Origin of the sequence: Piscinibacter defluvii (assembly GCF_004011805.1) — a bacterium.
Lineage (GTDB): Bacteria > Pseudomonadota > Gammaproteobacteria > Burkholderiales > Burkholderiaceae_C > Piscinibacter > Piscinibacter defluvii.
In genome coordinates this window covers 405,509-423,659 of the sequence record NZ_RCHJ01000005.1, presented here as the reverse complement: position 1 = coordinate 423,659, position 18,151 = coordinate 405,509, and the positions used below count along the sequence as shown (strand labels likewise).

Here is an 18,151-nt window from a genome sequence, read left to right as displayed (position 1 = left end):
ACCTCCCCGAGGGAGGAGAGCGCCGCCTTCGGGCGGCCGGGCGGCGGCGCTCATCGATACAGCGCGGCCAGGCGCGCCGGATCGGCCCCGCGCCAGTAGGCATAACGCAAGCGCCACATCAGCCAGATGGTGCGCCACACGCCGCGCTGCTCCCAGCGCCGGCCCGAGGTGGCGACACGCGCGCGCAGGCAGGCTGGCGGCCCGAGGCGCTTGAGGCGGCGCGACAGCTCGATGTCCTCCATCAGCGGCTGGTCGGGAAAGCCACCGGCGGCCTCGAACGCCGCGCGAGTCATGAACATCGCCTGGTCGCCGGTGGCGATGCCGCTCCAGCGCGAGCGGTGGTTCATCAGCGCGGCGATGAGCGGGAACATCGCCGAGGCGCCGCTGATGCGAACGTCGAAGCGGCCCCAGGCATGGCGCGCGAGCGCGGCCTGGACGAGCCTGTCCGCGCCGTCGGGCAACTGCGTGTCGGCGTGCAGGAAGAGCAGCTGCGCGGCCGCGGTGGCGGCGGCACCCGCGTTCATCTGGCGCGCGCGGCCGCGCGGCGCGGCGATCACGCGGTCGGCCAGCGGGCGCGCCAGGGCCACGGTGGCGTCAGCGCTGCCGCCGTCGGCCACCACGATCTCGACACCGCGTGCGCGCAGCGGCGCGAGCGCCTGCAAGGTCGCGACGATGCCCGCCGCCTCGTCCAGCACCGGCATCACGATCGCGAGCCGTGTCATGCGAGCCTCGGCAAGGCGCGCCGCTGCCAGGCGTGCAGGCCGAGCGCCGCGCCCAGTGCCGCCAGCCAGGCGAGCCCGTAGGCCACGCCGGGCGGCCAGGCGCCGAGGCCGAGGTAGAGCGTGACGAAGAAGGCGCCGAAGCCGGTGAGCCCGCGCACGAAACCGCGCAGCAGCGCCACGGTGGCGGCCGCGCCGTGGCGCGGCAGCGTGAAGCAGGGCAGCACGTTGCCGGTGATCGGCACCGCCAGCAGCAGCCCGCTGAAGGCGGCCGGGGCCACGCCGGCGCTGCGGATGATCAGCCAGGCCAGTGCGATGGCCGCCGCCACGCGGCAGGCCAGTTCGATGCGCGGGATCGCCACCCCGCCGGGTGCGAGCGGCAGGCGCGGCATGGCCGGCCCGCCGGCGACGAGCACCGCCAGCGCCAGCAGGCAGGCCGCCTCGGGCAGCAGGCCGAGCTGCGGCAGCAGCGCGCCGAAGCCGAAGAACACCACGTTGGCGAGCCCCAGCGCCAGCGGCCAGCCCAGGCGCGTGGCGGCCCAGGCGAAGGTGACGAGGTGCGCCACGGTGGCCGGCAGGCACACCAGCGTGGCCAGCGCAATCGCACGCACCGGCTCGACGGGGGTCGCCAGCAGCACGAAGCCCATGATCGGCCCGGCGATCATCGGCAGGCCGGCGAGCGTGCCGCCCACCGCATGGCCGAAGCGCTTCGCCGCGAGGGACGAGAGCAGCGCCGAGCAGGCGACGAGCAGCAGCTTCAGCAGCATCAGCCGGGGGGGCCCCAGCCGCCGCCGCCGGGTGTCTCGATGACGAACAGGTCGCCGGGCTGCATCTCGACCGAGCCGATATGGCCGAGCGTCTCGACGCGGCCGTCGGCACGCTCGACCCGGTTGATGCCCGGCGCACCGGGCTGCCCGCCGGCCAGGCCGAAGGCGCCCTCGACGCGGCCGTTGGAGAGGATGGAGGCGGTCATCGCCTCGAGGAAACGCACGCGGCGCACGCCGCCGTCGCCGCCGCGCCAGCGCCCCGCGCCGCCCGAGCCGGCGCGGATCGCGTAGCTCTCCAGCCGCACCGGGAAGCGGAACTCGAGCACCTCGGGGTCGGTCAGGCGCGAGTTGGTCATGTGGGTCTGCACGACGCTCGTGCCGTCGAAGCCCGGCCCGGCGCCCGAGCCGCCCGAGATCGTCTCGTAGTACTGGTGGCGCGCGTTGCCGAAGGTGAAGTTGTTCATCGTGCACTGGCTCGCGGCCATCGTGCCGAGCGCGCCGTACAGCGCGTTGGTGATGCAGGTCGAGGTCTCGACGTTGCCCGCCACCACCGAGGCCGGCGGGCGCGGGTTGAGCATCGAGCCTTCCGGGATGATGACCTTCAGCGGCTTCAGGCAGCCGGCGTTCAGCGGGATGTCGTCGCCCACCAGGGTGCGGAACACGTACAGCACCGCGGCCATGCAGACCGCCGTCGGCGCGTTGAAGTTGTTCGGCAGCTGCGCCGAGGTGCCGGTGAAGTCGATCTCGGCGCTGCGCGCCGCCGCGTCGACGCGGATCGCCACCGCGATGCGCGCGCCGTTGTCCAGCGCCAGCGTGAACGCACCGTCCTTGAGCTTCGTGATGACGCGGCGCACCGACTCCTCGGCGTTGTCCTGCACGTGGCGCATGTAGGCCTGCACCACGTCCAGGCCGAACTGCGCCACCATGCGGCGCAGCTCCTGCACGCCCTTCTCGTTGGCGGCGATCTGCGCCTTCAGGTCGGCGATGTTCTGCACCGGGTTGCGCGAGGGGTACCTGCCGCCGCGCAGCAGCTCGAGCATCTCCGCCTCGCGCAGGCGGCCGCCCTCGACCAGCTTGATGTTGTCGAGCTGCACGCCCTCCTCCTCGATGCACGTCGAGAAGGGCGGCATCGAGCCGGGCGTGACGCCGCCGATGTCGGCATGGTGGCCGCGGCTGCCGACGTAGAACAGGATGCGCTCGCCGGCCTCGTCGAACACCGGGGTCACGACGGTCACGTCGGGCAGGTGCGTGCCGCCGTGGTAGGGGTCGTTGAGCGCGTACACGTCGCCCGGCTTCATCGTGCCGGCGTTGCGCCCGATCACGGTGCGGATCGACTCGCTCATCGAGCCCAGGTGCACCGGCATGTGCGGTGCGTTGGCGATCAGCTGGCCATCGGCATCGAAGAGCGCGCAGGAGAAGTCCAGCCGCTCCTTGATGTTCACCGAGTAGGCGGTGTTCTGCAGCTGCAGGCCCATCTGCTCGGCGATGTTCATGAACAGGTTGTTGAACACCTCGAGCATCACCGGGTCGACCGTGGTGCCGATCGCGCGGCGTGCCTCGCGCGGCACGACCCGCTCGAGCACGAGATGGTCCAGCGCCGTGACCCGGGCGCGCCAGCCGGGCTCGACCACCGTCGTCGCGTTCTTCTCCGCGATGATGGCCGGCCCGTCGACGTACAGCCCCGGCGTGGCCTGCTCGCGCACCACCAGCGCCGCCTCGTGCCAGCGCCCGCCGCTGAACAGGCGCACCGCCTCGGCCACCGGCGCCGGGGCCGGCGCGGCGCTGGCCTGCACCGCCTCGGCCGGCGCATCGCCGGCACCCACCGCCTCCACCGACACCGCCTCGACCACCAGCGCGCGCTCCTGCATCAGGAAGGCGAAGCGCTGGCGGTAGGCCGCCTCGAAGGCCGACTGGATCTCCACCGGCGAGCCGAACGGCACCACCAGCGCCGAGTCGGTGCCCTCGTAGCGCAGGTGCACGCGGCGGTGCACCTGCAGCGCCGCGCCCGCCACGCCCTGGCGCTGCAGCTCGGCGCTCGCCTGCGCGGCGAGTTCGTCGAGCTGCCGGGCCACCGCGGGCAGCGCGTCGGCCAGGCGCAGCTCGATGGCCGCCTCGCGGATCAGGCTCTGGTCCGCCAGCCCCATGCCGTAGGCCGACAGCACGCCGGCCAGCGGGTGCACGAACACCCGGTCCATGCCCAGCGCGTCGGCCACGCGGCAGGCATGCTGGCCGCCGGCGCCGCCGAAGCACTGCAGCGTGTAGCGCGTCACGTCGTAACCACGCGCCACCGAGATCTTCTTGATCGCGTTGGCCATCGCGCCGACGGCGATGTCGACGAAGCCCTCGGCCACCTCCTCGGGCGTGCGCGCGGTGCCGGTCGCGGCCTCGATGCGCGCGGCCAGCTCGCGGAACTTCGTCACCACCACGTCCCGGTCGAGCGGCTCGTCGGCCGCCGGGCCGAACACCTTCGGGAACCAGTCCGGCTGGATCTTGCCGAGCATCACGTTGGCGTCGGTCACGGCCAGCGGGCCGCCGCGCCGGTAGCAGGCCGGCCCGGGGTTGGCGCCCGCGCTCTCGGGCCCCGCACGCAGGCGCGCGCCGTCGAAGCTGAGGATCGAGCCGCCGCCCGCGGCCACGGTGTGGATGCTCATCATCGGCGCGCGCATGCGCACGCCGGCCACCTGCGTCTCGAAGGCGCGCTCGAACTCGCCCGCGAAGTGGCTCACGTCGGTGGAGGTGCCGCCCATGTCGAAGCCGATCACCCGGTCGAACGCCGCCAGCCGGGCTGTCCGCACCATGCCGACGATGCCGCCGGCCGGGCCGGAGAGGATGGCATCCTTGCCCTGGAAGGCCTGCGCGTCGGTCAGCCCGCCCGAGCTCTGCATGAAGTACAGCCGCACGCCCGGCATCTCGGCGGCCACCTGTTCCACGTAGCGGCGCAGGATGGGCGACAGGTAGGCGTCGACCACGGTCGTGTCGCCGCGGCCGACCAGCTTCATCAGCGGGCTCACCTCGTGCGACACGCTCACCTGCGTGAAGCCGAGTTCGCGCGCCAGCGCCGCCGCCGCCTGCTCGTGGGCCGGCCAGCGCCAGCCGTGCATGAACACGATCGCCACGCTGCGCATCCCGGCGTCGAAGGCGGCCCAGAGCCGCTCGCGCAGGTGCGCCAGGTCCAGCGGCGTGACCACCTGGCCGTCGGCGCCGACACGCTCGTGTGCCTCGATCACGCGGCGGTACAGCAGCTCGGGCAGCACGATGTGGCGGTCGAACAGGCGCGGCCGGTCCTGGTAGGCGATGCGCAGCGCGTCGCGGAAGCCCTGCGTGATGACCAGCAGCGTCGGCTCGCCCTCGCGCTCGAGCAGCGCGTTGGTGGCCACCGTGGTGCCCATCTTCACGCACTCCACCTGTTCCGGCGTGATGGGTGCGCCGGGCGCCAGGCCGAGCAGGTGCCGGATGCCGGCCACCGCCGCGTCGCGGTAATGCTCCGGGTTCTCCGAGAGCAGCTTGTGCGTGACGAGCCGGCCGTCCGGGCGGCGCCCGACGATGTCGGTGAAGGTGCCGCCGCGGTCGATCCAGAACTGCCAGCGGCCGGAGGTGTGCTTGCTCATGTCGTGCTCGATGAATAGTACGGGATGAAGATCGCGTTGGCCTGCGGGCCGACCTCGCGGATCCATTCGAGGGCAAAGCGCTCGCCGAGGCGGCGCAGAGGGGTGGACAGCGTCGCGGCCGGCAGCTCGACCTTCATGCCGTGCCGGCGCAACTCGTCGAGCGACTCGCGCGCCGCCGCCTGGCTGGCGCTCCAGCCGCGCGGCTCGGCCGCGGCGGCGGCCACGGCCAGCGCATCGCGCTGCACCGCCGGCAGCGCCAGGAAGGCCGCCTCGCGCACGAAGACGATGTTCTTCGGGAACCAGGCGTTGATGTCGTAGAAGTGCTTCAGGCCGTCCCAGACGCGGTTCTCGACGCCGGTGACGGCCGAGGTGATCATGGTGTCGATGCGGCCCTCGGCGACGGCGCGGCCGACCTCGGGCATCGGCACGTCCACCGGCGTGGCGCCGAGCAGCTCGGCGATGCGCACGGTGGTCGCGTTGTAGGTGCGCATGCGCAGGCCTCGCAGGTCCTGCGGCGCGGCGATCGGCCTGGCGCTGTAGAGCCCCTGCGGCGGCCAGGGCACGGCGTACAGCACGCGCAGGCCACGCTCGGCGAAGGCGCGCTCGACCAGCGGGCGCTGGTGCGTCCAGAGCCGCCGGGCGTCGTCGTAGTGCCGGGTGATGAAGGGCACGGCGTCGGCGCCTGCGATCGGCATCGCCCTGGCCAGCCCGGTCATGATCGTCTCGCCCATCTCGGCGCGGCCCTCGCGCACCGCGTCGGCCACCTGCGCCAGCGGCGCGAGGCTGCCGTTGGCGTGCAGCTCGATGCGCAGGCCGCCGCCGGTGGCCGCCTCGACCGACTGCGCCAGCGCCAGCAGGTTGCGCGCGTGGAAGGACTCGGCGCGGTAACCGGTGGCGAGCTTCCAGGGCGCCGCGGCGGCGGCGCGCGCATGCAGCAGCGTGCCGGCCGCGCCGAGCAGCCAGGTGCGACGGAACATGGGAACCTCCCGCAGGGTGCGCGCTACAGGCGCGCGGGCAGCCAGGTGGCGATGCCGGGCACGAACCACAGCAGCAGCACGAAGCCGAGCATCAGGGCGAACAGCGGCATCGAGCGCCGCGCAATCCAGGTGATGTCGCGCCGCGTCAGGCCCTGCAGCACGAACAGGTTGAAGCCCACCGGCGGCGTGATCTGCGCCAGCTCCACCACCAGCACGACGAAGATGCCGAACCAGATCAGGTCGAAGCCGGCCTTCTGCACCGTGGGCAGCAGCACGGCCATCGTCAGCACCACCATCGAGATGCCGTCCAGGAAGCAGCCCAGCACGATGAAGAAGACCGTCAGCCCGAGCATCAGCGCGAACGGGCTGAGCTGCAGCGCGCCGATGAACTCGGCCAGGTGGCGCGGCAGGCCGATGAAGCCCATCGCCAGCGTCAGGAAGGCGGCGCCGGCGAGGATCAGGCCGATCATGCAGTACACCCGCGTGGCCGCGGCCAGGCCCTCCCTGAAGGCCTGCCAGCTGAGCGAGCCTTCGACGGCCGCCAGCCCCAGCGCACCGGCCACGCCGAGCGCCGCGGCCTCGGTGGCGGTGGCGATGCCGCCGTAGATCGAGCCCAGCACCAGCACGATCAGCACCACCACCGGGATCAGGTGGCGCGATTCGCGCAGCTTCGCGGCCAGCGGCAGCGGCGCGTCGGCCGGCGGCACCTGCTCCGGGTGGCGCAGCGCCCAGACCACGATGTAGCCCATGAACAGCAGCGCGAGCAGGATGCCCGGCAGCACGCCGGCCATGAACAGCTTGGCGATCGAGACGTTGGCCGCCACGCCGTAGACGATCATGATGATCGACGGCGGGATCAGCAGCCCGAGCGTGCCGGCACCGGCCAGCGTGCCGACCGCCATCGCGTCCGGGTAGCCGCGTTTCTTCAGCTCGGGCAGGGTGATCTTGCCGATCGTCGCGCAGGTCGCCGCGCTCGAGCCGGACACCGCGGCGAAGATGGCGCAGCCGATCACGTTGGTGTGCAGCAGCCGGCCCGGCAGGGCGCCGATCCACGGCGCGAGGCCGCGGAACATGCCCTCCGAGAGCCGGGTGCGGAACAGGATCTCGCCCATCCACAGGAAGAGCGGCAGCGCGGTCAGCGTCCAGCTCGAGGTCGAGCCCCAGATCGTCAGCAGCATGCTGTCGCCCACCGGGCGCTGCGTGAACAGCTCCATCGCCACCACCGCCACGCCCAGCAGCGCCAGGCCGATCCACAGCCCCGAGCCGAGCACCGCCAGCAGCAGCACGATCAGGAACACGGTGATCAGCAGGTCCATCGCCTTCCCCTCATTCGACGTGGCTGGCGTCTTCGGCCAGGCGCTCGAAGTACGGCAGCCCGTGCCAGCGCGCCACGATCGCGTCGGCCAGCGAGAGCGCGAAGCCGGCGCAGCCCAGCGCACAGGCGAGCTGCGGGATCCACAGCGGCGTCGCGTCGGCGGCCGGCGAGACGTCGTGCATCGCATGCGACAGCCACACCAGGCGCAGCGCGTAGACGGCCAGGTAGAGCGCGAGCGCAAAGCCGGCCAGCAGCGACCACCACTCGAGCGCGGCGCGGGCCTTCGGCGCCAGCCTGTCGAGCAGCAGCGTGACGCGGATGTGCTCCTGGCGCCGCAGCGTCTGCGGCAGCGCGAGGAACAGCGCGGCCGCGATGGCGTAGCCGGCGTAGGCATCGGTGCCCGGCAGATCGGCTCCGGCCAGCCGCGCGATCACGCCGGCCGAGACCGCCGCGAAGGCGGCCACCATCGCCAGCGCGGCGAGCAGCGCGAGCGCCCGGTCCGCCTGCGCGACGGCGGCGTGCAGCGCGTACGCCGGGGCCGGCCGCGGGGCCGGCACGGGCTCACTTGCTGTACGCATCGATGATCGCCTGGCCGTCGGCGCCCGCCTGCTTGAGCCACTCGCCCGTCATCGTGCTGCCGATCTTGCGCAGCTCGCGCGTCAGCGCCTCGCTGGGCGGCGCGACCTTCATGCCGCGCGCGGCGAGTTCCTTCAGGTACTCGGCGTTCTTCTGCTCGCTCAAGGCCCAGCCGCGCTGCTCGGCGGCGGCAGCAGCCTTCAGCACGGCCTCCTGCAGCGGCTTGTCGAGCGCGTCGAAGGCCTGGCGGTTGACCACCACCGCGTTCTTCGGCAGCCAGGCGTTGACGCTGTAGAAGTGCCTGACGCTCTCGTAGAGCTTCATCTCGACGCCACTCGCGCTCGAGGTCAGGAAGTTTTCCACCGTGCCGGTGGCCAGCGCCTGGCCCAGCTCGGCGAGCTGGATCGTGGTGGGCTGCGCGCCGGCGAGCTGCGCGATGCGCGAGGTGGCCGGGTTGTAGGCGCGCATCTTGGTGCCCTTCAGGTCCGCGATCGTCTCGACCGGCTTGCTGCTGTACAGGCTCTGCCCCGGCCAGGGCACCGTGAACAGCAGCTTCATGCCCTGCGACGCGAGCAGCTTGTCGAGCGCCGGGCGCGCGGCCTCGGCGAGGCGCTTCGCGGCCGGGTAGCTGTCGGCCAGGAAGGGGATCGAGTCGACGCCGTACAGCGGGTTCTCGTTCGCGGCGCCCGAGAGGATGAACTCGCCGGCCTGGGCCTGGCCGGTCTGCACCGCGCGCTTGATCTCGTTGGCCTTGTAGAGCGAGCCGTTCGGGTGCAGCGTGATCTTCAGCCGGCCGCCGCTGGCCTGGGCCACCTCGTCGGCGAACTGCTGCGCGTTCTGGGTCTGGAAGCTGGCGGGTGCGTAGCCGGTGGGCAGGTCCCAGGCGGTCTGGGCCGCGGCGGAACCGACCGCGAGCGCCGACATCAGGATGGCAGGGACGAACGACTTCATCGGAGCACCTCCGTGGCAGGTTGCAGGAACAGGGATCAGAAGGCGGCCAGCTGGTGGTTCAGCAGGTCGGTGACCAGCATCGCGCCGGGCGCGTGGGTGATGCAGAACTCCGGGCGGGCCTGCGCCAGCGCGGCCTGCGGCGTCACGCCGCAGGCCCAGAACACCGGCAGCTCGTCGGGCCGCACCTCGACCGCGTCGCCCCAGTCGGGCCGCGACAGGTCGGCGATGCCGATCAGCGCCGGGTCGCCCAGGTGCACCGGCGCGCCATGCACGTCGGGGAAGCGCGAGGTGATCTGGATCGCGCGGATCGCCGCGGCCGCGCGCAGCGGGCGCATCGTCACCACCAGCGGCCCGGCGAACGGGCCGGCCGGCACGGTGGCGATCGAGGTGCGGAACATCGCGACGTTCTTGCCCTCGTCGACATGGCGCAGCACCAGCCCCTCGTCGAGCAGCGCCTGCTCGAACGAGAACGAGCAACCGAGCACGAAGGTGACGAGGTCGTCGCGCCACAGCGCGCGCACGTCGGTCGGTTCCTCGACCAGTTCGCCCCGGCGCCAGACGCGGTAACGCGGCAGGTCGCTGCGGATGTCGATGCCCTCGCCCAGGCTCGGCAACGCGCACGCGCCCGGTTCGGAGACGGCCAGCAGCGGGCAGGGCTTGGGGTTGCGCTGGCAATAGCGCAGGAAGTCGTCGGCCCAGCGCGCCGGCAGGATCACCACGTTGCCCTGCACGTGGCGCTGCGCCAGGCCGCTGGTGTGGCCGCTCCAGCGGCCGGCGCGGATCTCGCCGCGCAGCCGGGCCGGCGGGGCATCGCGCAGGGGAAGGTCGGTGGGCATGCGGCGCATTCTGTGACCCCGACCGCGCGCCGCCAAACGAGATTTTTTTCTATGTCTCGATCGATTCCTTCGATGCTTCGACCACCCGGGCACGCCCCGCGTCCTTGGCCGCGTAGAGCGCGGCGTCGGCACGCTGCAGCAGGCGCTCCAGGCCGTCGCCGGGGCGCGCCGTCGCGACGCCGGCCGAGAAGGTGCAGCAGAAGCGCGCGCCGGCGCCGTCGAACACGACGGTGCGGAAGCGCTCGAGCAGGCGCTCCAGGCGCACCCGCGCCTGGCCGGCGTCCGCGCCCGGCAGCAGCAGCACGAACTCCTCGCCGCCGCTGCGGCAGACGATGTCGCTCGCGCGCAGCGCGCCACGCACCAGGCGCGCGAAGGCCTGCAGCACCTGGTCGCCGGCGGCATGGCCATGGCGGTCGTTGACGTGCTTGAAGTGGTCGAGGTCGACCAGCGCGGCGGCCAGCGGCTCGCCCTGGCGCTGCGTGAGCGCGACCAGCGCCGCGCCCGCGTCCTGCAGGTAGCGGCGGTTGTGCAGGCCGGTCAGCGCATCCTCCAGCGCCTGCGCGCGCAGCCGCTCCTGCAGGCGCTCGTTCTCGGCCGCCTGCTCGCGCAGCGAGGCGTTCAGCGACTCGAGCCGCGCCGCCAGACCGCGCGCCAGGTCGCGCTCGGATTCGGCCTGCTGCACCCGGTGGCGGATCTGCAGGCTCAGGTAACGCGCCCGCGCCGCGCGCCCGAGCAGCAGCTCGTGCGTGGCGAAGGCCTCGCATTGCAGGCGGTAGGCGAGCTCGTGGTCGCCCACCGCGGCGGCGGCCTGGGCGGCCACGCGGTCCAGGTTGACCCGGTCGATCGCCACGGTGCTTTCGTCGCCCTCGCGCAGCGCCTGGCGCGCGCGGCACAGCGCCAGCGCCTCGGCGGCGCGGCCGCGCGCGAGCAGGATGCGCGCCAGCAGCCAGACGCGCGAGGTGGCCAGCTCGTTGCTCATCGCGTCGACATGCACCACGCCGCCCAGGCGCGCCTCGGCCTCGTCGAGCAGCCCGTTGTCCAGCAGCACGTGGGCGATCTCCTCGTCGCGCTGCAGCGCCGGCAGGTCGTCGGGCCGGATGCGCGCGATCAGCTGCTCGCGGGCGATCGCCAGCGCCTCGGCCGGCCGCCCCATCAGGCACAGGCACTGCACCAGGTTGCCGGCGGCATAGATGATCTGGCGCTTCGAGCCGAGCGCCAGGGCCCCCGACAGGCACTCCTGCAGCAGGCCGAGCGCGTCCTCGAGGTTGTACAGGTCCGACTGCAGCGAGCCGAGGTTGTTCAGCGCGTTGACCACCAGGCTGGGCACGCCGCTCTCGCGCGCCGTGGCCAGCGCCTCGTGGAAGCGGTCCAGCGAGGCGTCGTTGTCACCCTCCATGCCGACCACGATGCCCAGCGCGGCCAGCGTCAGGTAACGGTCCACCGCCGGCCGCTCGCCCTTGCCGCGCTCGTGCAGCGCCCCCAGCAGCTCGGCCGCCCGGGCCAGCTCGCCGCGGCGGCGCAGCGCCATCGCGCGGTCGTGCTCGATCAGCCAGGCCAGGCGCGGCGGCGGCTCGGCCCCGGCGCAGGCGATGGCGGCGTCGAGCTCGGCCTGACCGTCCTCCAGCGTGCCTTCGCGGAACGCGACCAGCGCCAGCACCACATGGGCGAAGGCCTGCTGCGGCCGCTCGTCGCCGGCCAGCGCCAGCGCGCGGCGGGCGAGCGCGGCCGCACCGGCGCCGTCCGCGATGACCTGGGCGAGCGCCTGCTCGGCCAGCGCAGCGGCGCTGGCGGGCGACGGGGTCGGGGCACTCATCGGGTCGGGGCGGGCAGTCACGGAAACAACGCGGATCCCCCACCGGATCGGCTGCGGGCGCCGGATCTTGAGGCCGGCGCGGCCTCAGGCGGCTCCCGGCCCCGGCGGCGGGCCCCGTCGTGCGACCTTGTTCACGCCGGCGCCGGCAAAGGCGAGCACCGCGTCGACCAGGCTCGCCGGCACGCCCTCGGCCGGATCGTGGCGCCAGCTCAGGTGCACCGGCAGCGGGGTGAGCGGCGCGTCGCAGGCCAGCGGGCGCAGCGGCAGTCGCTCGGCCAGGCGCTGCACCGCGGCGCGCGGCAGCGTGGCGATGCCGACCCCGCCTTCGACCAGCTGCACCATCGCCGAGATCGACGAGATCGTGTGCACCCGCGGCGGCGCCACGCCGGCGCGGCGGAACAGGTCGAGCAGCGCCACGTGCGGCTGCGAGCCGCGCTGGAAGGTCAGCAGCTCGTGCTGCGCCAGGTCGGCCAGCGTCCAGCGGCGCCGCCGGTGCCGCTCGCGGTGGCCGACGAACACCATCTCCATCGGCGCCAGCGCGCGGCTGCGCAGCCCGTCGCCGGCGGCCGGCAGCGCGGCCAGGGCCAGGTCGAGCGTGCCGCGCCGCACCTGCTCCACCAGCACCGGCGTGGTCTCCACCGTCAGCTCGAGCTCCAGGCCCGGCTGCGTGGCGCGCATGTGCTGCACCCAGTCGATCAGCCAGGAATGCAGCACCGACTCGATCGCACCGAGCCGCAGCGACAGCGCACGCGCCCGGGCCGGCCCCATCTCGGCCTTGATCTCGCGCTGCAGCGCGAGCAGCCGCTCGGCGTAGTCGAGGAAGCGCGCGCCGGCGACCGTCAGCCGCAGCGTGCGGTCGCGCCGCTCCAGCAGCAGCGCGCCGAGCTCCTCCTCGAGCGCGGCGATGCGCGAGGACATCGCCGACTGGGTGATGCACAGCTTGTCGGCCGCGCGCGACATGCTCTTCAGCGTCGCGACCCAGTAGAACGCCTCCACGAAACGCAGGTTCACGACCTCGGCTCCTCCTGCCGGCACGCGCGTTGCATGCGCCGGGCAAGCCCTCGCACGCCGGCCCGGCACGAGCGCTTATTCTCGGACCTTCCCCGCCCCCGGAGACGCCATGCATTCGAAGCTCGCCCTCGCCTTCGCCGCCGCCTGCCTGGCCGGCAACGCCCTCGCGCAGACCAAGTGGGACTTGCCGGCCGCCTACCCGGCCAACAACTTCCACACCGAGAACCTGTCCCAGTTCGCCGCCGACGTCGACAAGGCCACCGCCGGCAAGCTGAAGATCACGGTGCACGCCAACGCCTCGCTCTTCAAGGCGCCGGAGATCAAGCGCGCGGTGCAGGGCGGCCAGGCGCAGATCGGCGAGATCCTGCTGGTCAACTTCCAGAACGAGTGGCAGGTGTTCGGTGCCGACGGCCTGCCCTTCCTGGCCGACAGCTACGACGAGGCGATGAAGCTGTACAAGGCGCAGAAGCCGGCGCTCGAGAAGAAGCTCGGCGAGCAGGGCATGCTGCTGCTGTACAGCGTGGCCTGGCCTCCGCAGGGCATCTTCGTCAAGAAGCCGATCGCCGCGGCCGCCGACCTGAAGGGCGTGAAGTGGCGCGCCTACAGCCCGGCCACCGCGCGCATCGCCGAGCTGGTGGGCGCGCAGCCGGTCACCGTGCAGGCGGCCGAACTCAGCCAGGCCATGGCCACCGGCGTGGTCGAGAGCTACATGAGCAGCGGCGCGACCGGCTACGACACCAAGACCTACGAGCACATCAAGTACTTCGTCGACACCCAGGCCTGGCTGCCGAAGAACGCGGTGATCGTCAACAAGGCCGCCTTCGACGCGCTCGACAAGCCGACCCAGGCCGCCCTCCTGAAGGCCGGCGCCGACGCCGAGGCGCGCGGCTGGGCCACCAGCCGGGCCAAGAACACCGAGTACCTCGAGCTGCTGAAGAAGAACGGCATGACCATCGCGCCGCCCAGCGAGCAGCTGAAGGCGGACCTGAAGAAGGTCGGCGACACCATGCTGAAGGAGTGGCTCGAGAAGGCCGGGCCGGAGGGCGCGGCGGTGGTCGAGGCCTACAAGAAGATGTGAGATGCGCCGCGCGCTCGACGCCCTGTACGACGGCTGCGCGGCGCTGGCCGCGCTGGCGATGCTGGCGCTGCTGGCCGCGGTGCTGCTGTCCATCCTCGGCCGGCAGCTCGGCTTCAACATCCCCGGCATCGACGCCTATGCCGGCTACGCGATGGCGGCGGCCGGCTTCCTGGCGCTGGCCCACACGCTCAAGCGCGGCGAGCACATCCGCGTGACGCTGCTGGTGGCCCGCCTGCGTGGGCGCGCGCGCCGCGCCGCGGAGCTCTGGGCGCTCGGCGCGGCCACGGCGCTGGCGCTGCTGGGCGCGGTCTACAGCGTGCGGCTGGCCTGGATGTCGTGGACGCTGCACGACGTCTCCACCGCCAGCGACGCGACGCCGCTGTGGATCCCGCAGCTGAGCATGGCGCTGGGCAGCGTGGTGCTCGCGATCGCCTTCGCCGACGAGCTGCTGCTCGAGGCGCGCGGCCGGCGCGCGAACGACGATCCGGCCGAGGCGCTGCGCAATGAGTGAGGTCGCTGTCGCCGCGCTGCTCGTCGTGGCGCTGTTCCTGATCCTCGGCAGCGGCGTGTGGATCGGGCTCACGCTCTCGGGCGTGGCCTGGATCGGCATGCAGCTGTTCAGTTCGCGCCCGGCCGGCGACGCGATGGCGGTGACCACCTGGGGTGCCGCGTCGAGCTGGACGCTGACCGCGCTGCCGCTGTTCGTGTGGATGGGCGAGATCCTGTTCCGCACCCGGCTCTCGCAGGACATGTTCCGCGGCCTGGCGCCCTGGATGCAGGCCCTGCCCGGGCGGCTGCTGCACGTCAACGTGGCCGGCTGCACCATCTTCGCGGCGGTCTCGGGCTCGAGCGCGGCCACCTGCGCCACCATCGGCAAGATGAGCCTGCCCGAGCTGCAACGGCGCGGCTACCCGGAATCGATCGCGCTCGGCTCGCTGGCCGGCGCCGGCACGCTGGGGCTGCTGATCCCGCCCTCGATCATCATGATCGTCTACGGCGTCAGCGCCGACGTCTCGATCGCGCAGCTGTTCATCGCCGGGGTGATCCCCGGGCTGCTGCTGGCGGCGATCTTCTCCGGCTGGATCGCGCTGTGGGCGCTGCTGCACCCGCAGCAGGTGCCGCCGCCGGATGCCCGGCTCACGTTCGTGCAGAAGCTGCACGAGTCGCGCCACCTGATCCCGGTGGTGCTGCTGATCGCCGCGGTGCTGGGCTCGATCTACGGCGGGCTGGCCACCGCCACCGAGGCCGCGGCGCTGGGCGTGGTGGGCGCGCTGCTGCTGTCGGCCGCGCAGGGCTCGCTGAGCTGGAGCACCTTCCGCGAGTCGCTGATGGGCGGCACGCGGCTGTACTGCATGATCGCGCTGATCCTCGCCGGCGCCGCCTTCCTGACGCTGGCCATGGGCTACATCGGGCTGCCGCGCCACCTGGCGGAGTGGATCGCCGCGCTGGGCCTGTCGAAGGCGCAGCTGCTGGTCGCGCTGACCCTCTTCTACATCCTGCTCGGCTGCTTCCTCGACGGCATCTCGATGGTGGTGCTGACCATGGGCGTGATCATGCCGACGGTGCTCAAGGCCGGCATCGACCCGCTCTGGTTCGGCATCTACATCGTCATCGTGGTCGAGATGGCGCAGGTCACGCCGCCGGTGGGCTTCAACCTGTTCGTGCTGCAGGGCATGACCCGGCGCGACATCGGCACCATCGCCCGTGCGGCGTTCCCGTTCTTCCTGCTGATGGTGCTGATGGTGGTGCTGCTGGTCGTCTTCCCGCAACTCGTCACCTGGCTGCCGCAGCAGATGCGGCGCTGAACCATGACGAGCCCGGCCCCGCTCGACGCGGCCCACTGGCAACGCCTGTCGGGCGCCCTTGACGAGCTGCTCGACCTCGACGCGCCGCAGCGCGCGCAACGCCTCGCCGCGCTGCGCGCCGAGGATGCTGCGCTGGCCGGGGAGATCGAGCGCCTGCTCGCGATGCAGGGCCGCCTGGCCGACGAAGGTTTCCTCGAGGCCGGCGCCGTGCCGCAGTCCGACGAGCCGACGCTGGCCGGCCAGACGCTGGGTGCCTACACGATCGAGCGGCCGCTGGGTGCCGGCGGCATGGGCAGCGTCTGGCTGGCGCGGCGCAGCGACGGGCGCTACGAGGGCCTGGTGGCGATCAAGCTGCTCAACCTCGCGCTGCTGGGCCGCGGCGGCGCGGCGCGTTTCGCGCGCGAGGGCAGCGCGCTGGCGCGCCTGACCCACCCGAACATCGCCCGGCTGCTGGATGCCGGCGTCAGCGGCGCCGGCCAGCCCTACCTGGTGATCGAGCATGTCGGCGGCGAGCAGATCGACCGCTGGTGCGAGGCGCGCGGCCTGGGCGTGGAGGCGCGTGTGCGCCTGGTGCTCGACGTGCTCGCCGCGGTGGCGCATGCGCACCGCAAGCTGGTGCTGCACCGCGACCTGAAGCCCGGCAACATCCTCGTCACGCCCGAAGGGCGCGTGAAGCTGCTCGACTTCGGCATCGCCAAGCTGATCGACGACGAGCAGCAGGCCGCGCCCGAGACCGAGATCACCCGGCTCGCCGGCCGCGCCTTCACGCCCGACTATGCCGCGCCCGAGCAGGTGGAAGGCGGCGACGTGACGACCGCCACCGACGTCTACGCCCTGGGCGTGCTGCTCTACGTGCTGCTGGCCGGCCGGCACCCCACCGCCAAGGCCACCGACACGCCGGCGCAGCGCCTGCGCTCGGTGGTGGACACCGAGCCGGCGCGCCTGTCGAGCGCGGCGACCGCCTTCGCCGGCACGCTGCGCGGCGACCTGGAGAACATCTGTGCCAAGGCGCTGAAGAAGCTGCCAGCCGAGCGCTACGGCAGCGTCGACGCACTCGCCGAGGACCTGCGCCGCTGGCTGGCGCACGAGCCGGTCGGCGCCCGCGCCGACTCCTGGGCCTACCGCAGCGCCAAGTTCGTGCGGCGGCACCGGGTCGGCGTCGGCGCCGCGGTGCTGGTCGTGCTGGTGCTGGCGGGCGGCGTGGTGGGCACCACCTGGCAGGCCGTCGAGGCCGGGCGCCAGCGCGAGCAGGCGCTGCTGCAGCGCGACCGCGCGCAGGCCCTGCTCGGGCGCAACGAGGCGATCATCGAATTCGTCGACATGATGTTCACCGAGGCCGCACCTGCCGGTCAGGCGGCGGTGCTGCGCAAGATGCTCGAGCGCAGCGAGGCGCTGGTCGGCACCGCCTTCGCGCGCGACCCGTCGCACCAGGCCGAGATCCTGCGCGTGCTGGGCGGCTTCTACACGACGCTGGACCTGCCGAAGAAGCAGGTCGAGCTGCTCGAGCGCGCACGCGGCGTGGTCGAGCGCGTGCCGGACCGCTCGCTGCAGGCGCGCCTGGCATGCGCGCAGGCGCAGGCGCTGTCTCTGACCGGCGAACGCGAGGCCGCGCTGCGGCTGATCGAGCAATGGACCGCGGCCACCGACCTGGAGCCGCTGGTGGCAGCGCAGTGCCTGCAGAGCCGCGCGGTGCTGGCGCAGGAGGCGGTCGACCCGCCCAACGCGCTGCGCTACGCCGAGGCCGCGCTGCAGCGCCTGCGCGATGCCGGCGTGAACGCGCCGCTGCAGGAGGCCACGCTGCTCAGCGACATCGGCTTCGCGCTGCACCTGGCCGGCCGCAACGGCGAAGCCGACGCCGCCTACGAACGTGCACTCGCGCAGCTGCGCACCGTCGGCCGCGACGAGGGCTCGGAATCGATCCGCATGCGCATCAACCGCGGCATCGTGCGCTACGCGATGAGCGATTTCCAGGGCGGCCTGGCGCTGTTCCGCCAGGCCATCGCCACCTACGAGCGGCGCGGCGAGGCGGAGATTCCGCCGCTGCTGTGGGGCAACACCGCCTTCGGGCTGGAGCAGCTCGGTCGCCATGCCGAGGCGCTGCAGGCCTACCAGCGCACCGACGAGGCCGCCGCTCGCAGCGGCTACGTCGGCGGGCAGGCCTTCGCGCGCGCCGGGCGCGCCTCGGTGCAGGTGGCGCTCGGCCAGCTCGACGCCGCACGCGCCAGCCTGGCCGAAGCCGCCGCGCTGCAGAAGGACCTGCCGCCGGCCCACGCAGCACGCATGCGCCAGCAGATCACCCAGGCACGGCTCGACGCGGCGCGCGGCCACGGCGACGCGGCACTGGCCGGCTACAGCCGCGTGCTGGAGCTGCTCGCGGCGCAGGGCGCGGCCACGCCGGCCCAGGCGAACGTGCTGCGCCTGCGTGCCGAACTGCTGCTCCAGCGCGGCGAGCTCGTGCGGGCCGGGGAGGACGCCAGCGCCGCGCTGCACCTGGCGCGCCGGCTGCAGGGCACCAACCCGCACTCCGACCTGACCGGACTGGCCTGGCTCGCCTACGGCCGCGCGCGCGCCGCGGGGGGCGACACGACGGGCGCGCACGAGGCGTTCACCCAGGCGCACCTGGAGCTGCAGGCCACGCTCGGCGCGGACCACCCGGACACCCGCGCCGCGGCACAGCTGCGCGCCGGGCGCTGAG

At 73.2% G+C, this 18,151-nt stretch carries 14 protein-coding genes; 4 read left to right on the top strand and 10 right to left on the bottom strand.

All coding sequences use genetic code 11. The annotated features are described in order from the left end of the window. Window positions 1-50 precede the first annotated feature (50 nt). From D9C15_RS17430 to D9C15_RS17385, 10 genes are all read right to left on the bottom strand, one after another. Complete coding sequence (locus tag D9C15_RS17430) at window positions 51-722, bottom strand: TIGR04283 family arsenosugar biosynthesis glycosyltransferase (protein WP_127999519.1); 672 nt, start codon at window positions 720-722, stop codon at window positions 51-53. Further along, entirely contained in the window at window positions 719-1,486 is a 768-nt protein-coding gene (locus tag D9C15_RS17425) for a hypothetical protein (protein WP_127999517.1), read from the bottom strand. The genes D9C15_RS17430 and D9C15_RS17425 overlap by 4 nt, the downstream gene beginning before the upstream one ends. Next, window positions 1,486-5,094: a hydantoinase B/oxoprolinase family protein gene (locus D9C15_RS17420; RefSeq protein ID WP_127999516.1), complete on the bottom strand. Its 3,609-nt coding sequence runs from the start codon at window positions 5,092-5,094 to the stop codon at window positions 1,486-1,488. The genes D9C15_RS17425 and D9C15_RS17420 overlap by 1 nt, the downstream gene beginning before the upstream one ends. Continuing rightward, window positions 5,091-6,071, bottom strand: coding sequence for a TRAP transporter substrate-binding protein (locus D9C15_RS17415; RefSeq protein WP_127999514.1), 981 nt, complete (start codon window positions 6,069-6,071; stop codon window positions 5,091-5,093). The genes D9C15_RS17420 and D9C15_RS17415 overlap by 4 nt, the downstream gene beginning before the upstream one ends. 23 nt (window positions 6,072-6,094) lie before the next feature. After that, window positions 6,095-7,387: a TRAP transporter large permease gene (locus D9C15_RS17410; protein ID WP_127999512.1), complete on the bottom strand. Its 1,293-nt coding sequence runs from the start codon at window positions 7,385-7,387 to the stop codon at window positions 6,095-6,097. Between the two features lie 10 nt (window positions 7,388-7,397). Next, window positions 7,398-7,964, bottom strand: coding sequence for a TRAP transporter small permease (locus D9C15_RS17405; protein ID WP_240668446.1), 567 nt, complete (start codon window positions 7,962-7,964; stop codon window positions 7,398-7,400). Beyond that, window positions 7,948-8,913, bottom strand: coding sequence for a TRAP transporter substrate-binding protein (locus D9C15_RS17400; RefSeq protein ID WP_127999510.1), 966 nt, complete (start codon window positions 8,911-8,913; stop codon window positions 7,948-7,950). Before D9C15_RS17400 ends, D9C15_RS17405 begins: the two co-directional genes overlap by 17 nt. A 35-nt stretch (window positions 8,914-8,948) precedes the next feature. After that, entirely contained in the window at window positions 8,949-9,749 is an 801-nt protein-coding gene (locus D9C15_RS17395) for a putative hydro-lyase (RefSeq protein WP_205854829.1), read from the bottom strand. A 49-nt stretch (window positions 9,750-9,798) separates the two neighbouring features. Beyond that, window positions 9,799-11,562 (bottom strand): GGDEF domain-containing protein, encoded by a 1,764-nt coding sequence (locus tag D9C15_RS17390; protein WP_127999506.1) that lies wholly within the window; start codon window positions 11,560-11,562, stop codon window positions 9,799-9,801. Between the two features lie 84 nt (window positions 11,563-11,646). Beyond that, complete coding sequence (locus D9C15_RS17385; protein ID WP_127999504.1) at window positions 11,647-12,573, bottom strand: LysR family transcriptional regulator; 927 nt, start codon at window positions 12,571-12,573, stop codon at window positions 11,647-11,649. Window positions 12,574-12,682: 109 nt separating this feature from the next. On the opposite strand from D9C15_RS17385, the gene D9C15_RS17380 reads away from it, so the two are divergent. Genes D9C15_RS17380 through D9C15_RS17365 form a run of 4 tightly spaced genes read left to right on the top strand, consistent with a single transcriptional unit; the run spans window position 12,683 to window position 18,150 of the window. Further along, window positions 12,683-13,651, top strand: a complete 969-nt coding sequence (locus D9C15_RS17380) for a TRAP transporter substrate-binding protein (RefSeq protein ID WP_127999502.1) — start codon at window positions 12,683-12,685, stop codon at window positions 13,649-13,651. Window position 13,652: 1 nt separating this feature from the next. Beyond that, entirely contained in the window at window positions 13,653-14,162 is a 510-nt protein-coding gene (locus tag D9C15_RS17375) for a TRAP transporter small permease (protein WP_127999500.1), read from the top strand. Further along, entirely contained in the window at window positions 14,155-15,456 is a 1,302-nt protein-coding gene (locus D9C15_RS17370) for a TRAP transporter large permease (protein WP_127999498.1), read from the top strand. Before D9C15_RS17375 ends, D9C15_RS17370 begins: the two co-directional genes overlap by 8 nt. A 3-nt stretch (window positions 15,457-15,459) precedes the next feature. Beyond that, window positions 15,460-18,150 carry a serine/threonine-protein kinase gene (locus D9C15_RS17365; RefSeq protein WP_127999496.1) on the top strand — a complete coding sequence of 897 codons (2,691 nt, stop codon included), beginning with the start codon at window positions 15,460-15,462 and terminating at the stop codon, window positions 18,148-18,150. Window position 18,151 lies beyond the last annotated feature (1 nt).

Coding starts and splice junctions, on each gene's coding strand:
- D9C15_RS17430 (WP_127999519.1), bottom strand. CDS start 722: ATGACACGGCTCGCGATCGTGATGCCGGTGCTGGACGAGGCGGCGGGC.
- D9C15_RS17425 (WP_127999517.1), bottom strand. CDS start 1,486: ATGCTGCTGAAGCTGCTGCTCGTCGCCTGCTCGGCGCTGCTCTCGTCC.
- D9C15_RS17420 (WP_127999516.1), bottom strand. CDS start 5,094: ATGAGCAAGCACACCTCCGGCCGCTGGCAGTTCTGGATCGACCGCGGC.
- D9C15_RS17415 (WP_127999514.1), bottom strand. CDS start 6,071: ATGTTCCGTCGCACCTGGCTGCTCGGCGCGGCCGGCACGCTGCTGCAT.
- D9C15_RS17410 (WP_127999512.1), bottom strand. CDS start 7,387: ATGGACCTGCTGATCACCGTGTTCCTGATCGTGCTGCTGCTGGCGGTG.
- D9C15_RS17405 (WP_240668446.1), bottom strand. CDS start 7,964: ATGCGTACAGCAAGTGAGCCCGTGCCGGCCCCGCGGCCGGCCCCGGCG.
- D9C15_RS17400 (WP_127999510.1), bottom strand. CDS start 8,913: ATGAAGTCGTTCGTCCCTGCCATCCTGATGTCGGCGCTCGCGGTCGGT.
- D9C15_RS17395 (WP_205854829.1), bottom strand. CDS start 9,749: ATGCCCACCGACCTTCCCCTGCGCGATGCCCCGCCGGCCCGGCTGCGC.
- D9C15_RS17390 (WP_127999506.1), bottom strand. CDS start 11,562: ATGAGTGCCCCGACCCCGTCGCCCGCCAGCGCCGCTGCGCTGGCCGAG.
- D9C15_RS17380 (WP_127999502.1), top strand. CDS start 12,683: ATGCATTCGAAGCTCGCCCTCGCCTTCGCCGCCGCCTGCCTGGCCGGC.
- D9C15_RS17375 (WP_127999500.1), top strand. CDS start 13,653: ATGCGCCGCGCGCTCGACGCCCTGTACGACGGCTGCGCGGCGCTGGCC.
- D9C15_RS17370 (WP_127999498.1), top strand. CDS start 14,155: ATGAGTGAGGTCGCTGTCGCCGCGCTGCTCGTCGTGGCGCTGTTCCTG.
- D9C15_RS17365 (WP_127999496.1), top strand. CDS start 15,460: ATGACGAGCCCGGCCCCGCTCGACGCGGCCCACTGGCAACGCCTGTCG.